Genomic DNA, 2,071 nt, shown 5'->3' on the forward strand with positions numbered 1-2,071 from the left:
GCGCGAACCTGGCCGCCACGACCAGGGCGACCGCCGCGACGGTGAACGCCGCCACGCCGACCGCGCCCGCGCGCAGCGCCCGGCGCACGTCCAGGACCGGCCGGCCGGCGCGGGTGACCAGGGCGGGCACCAGCCACAGCAGCGCCAGCGCCGGCACCACGGCGGGGAAGAACACCATGGAGTACAGCGGCATGTGCAGCAGGCCCAGCCAGTGCGCGGCCCCGGCGACCCACGACGACGCGCCGGGGACGTCCAGCTCGAACCGGGCCAGCTCGTCGGCGAACGCCCACCACCCGACCCGGTCGACGGAACTCCACACCGACCACGAGCCGAACCAGGGCGCGAACGCGACCGCGCCGCCCGCCACGACCGCGGGCAGCGCCCACCGCGGCGGCCGGTCGAACGCGCCGGCCACCACCCGGGACGCGCCCGCCGCCCACACCGCCACCACGAGCGCCGTCGCGGCGAGCACCAGTGCCGACGCGAGGTCCGGTGTCGGCACGACGGTCCGCTCGCTCGCCCTGATCAGCCCCAGCAGGGCCACCTGCTGCCCGACCAGGAACGCGCCGGCCCAGGCGAGGGCGAACACCGGCAGGGACGCCGGGAGCCTGCCGGGCGAGACCGCGGCGACCCGCCACGCGGCGACGGCCAGGGGCACCACCAGGCCCGGCGAGGTCAGCAGACCGGTCAGCAGCTGACCGGAACCGGGCAGGGTCGGCAGGGCGATCGCCACGACGAACCCGAGGTTGGCGGCGACGACGCCGGTCGTGAGCCCGGCCACCGGCATCTCCCACCACCGCGGGCGCAGCAGCAGGGCCGGGTCGGCGACCACGCGCCGCCGGAGGGCCGGGGACGGGTGGTGCCCCACGAGGGCGCGCCACGACCCGCGCGGCCGCTCGTCGGCGACCAGCTCGGCCAGCGCCGTGCCCGGACCGTCGAGGGCCGCCGCCACGCCGTCGGCGTGCAGCTCCCGTTCCCGCAGGATCGCGTTGCGGGTGCACAGCACCAGGGCGGTCAGCACCAACAGCGCCGCGACGACCACCAGGCCCCACCACGAACCGGCGGCCAGGACCCCGGCGAGCGCGGGCGCCCAGGCCACGGCCACGAACGCCCACCAGATCGACTTGGTCAGGTAGGTGATGTGCACGTCCTGGCTGCGCGCGTGCGCCAGCTCGTGCAGCACGACGGCGCGGAACCGCGCCCGGTCCGCGTCGAAGGACCGCAGCAGGCCCGCGTCTAGCGCCACGTACCGCCGCCGGAGGGCGCCGAACGTCAGCGCGTCGGTGGTCCCGCTCCGCGAGCCCAGCAGGTACACCGGTCGCGCCCGCAGCCCCACGAGGTCGCGCAGCCCGTCCAGGTGCTCAGCCAGCTCGCCGCTCTCCCGCAGCGGCACGAAGCGCCGGCGGCGCAGCAGCCACCGCGGGTAGGCGCAGTAGAGGGCGGCGGTGACGACGACCAGCACGGCGACCGCGGCCAGGGCCCACCCCGCCTGCTGCCGGTAGGTCGGCGCGAGGCAGTCCAGCAGGCGGTGGGAGGCGTCGTTGGCCTCGATCAGCGTCTGCGGCGGTCCCTGTTCCAGGTCCCCGCACCGCCGGAACTCCGCGCCCAGGGCCTGCCGGTGCTCGCCGACCGCGAGCCACGCCAGCAGGCCCAGGATGCCGATCGTGGCGACGACCGTGGTGACCAGCAGCAGGAACAGCGCGACCAACCCGGTCGGGGCCCCACCGGCCGGCGCCGGGCGCGCGACCCGCTCCGGTAACGCGACCCGCACCCCGTCACGCCCCGCCGTCGTCGGGGGCGGCCAGGCTCCCGATGAGCGCGTCGACGAACAGCTCCACCTGCTCGTCCGGCAGCCCCAGGGCCTGCGCCTTCTGCCGGGCGAGGTCCCGGATGCGCTTGAGATCGCGCTGGTCGAACTCGCGCGCCGGTGGCAGCTGCGCGGGCGCGTCGCCCCGCTCCGCCCGACCGGCCTTGCCGCGCAGCCACCGCAGCCCGCGCGCACCCCGGTCCACGACCGCCGAGGCCGTCCGCCCGAGCAGCTCGTCGGCCACCGCGGCGGACACCGCCAGGG

2 protein-coding genes are annotated in these 2,071 nt (G+C 77.5%); both read right to left on the reverse strand.

Going from position 1 to position 2,071, the window contains the following annotated elements; translation table 11 throughout:
* The coding region (locus ACFV4N_RS40085; RefSeq protein ID WP_499677917.1) for a M48 family metalloprotease at positions 1–1,771 on the reverse strand (1,771 nt) is incomplete at its 3' end.
* Between the two features lie 4 nt (positions 1,772–1,775).
* Positions 1,776–2,071 (reverse strand): hypothetical protein (locus ACFV4N_RS40090; protein WP_499677918.1); only part of this gene is annotated, 296 nt, incomplete at its 5' end.

The sequence above is a fragment of the Actinosynnema sp. NPDC059797 genome (assembly GCF_042732085.1).
Classification (GTDB): Bacteria; Actinomycetota; Actinomycetes; order Mycobacteriales; family Pseudonocardiaceae; genus Actinosynnema.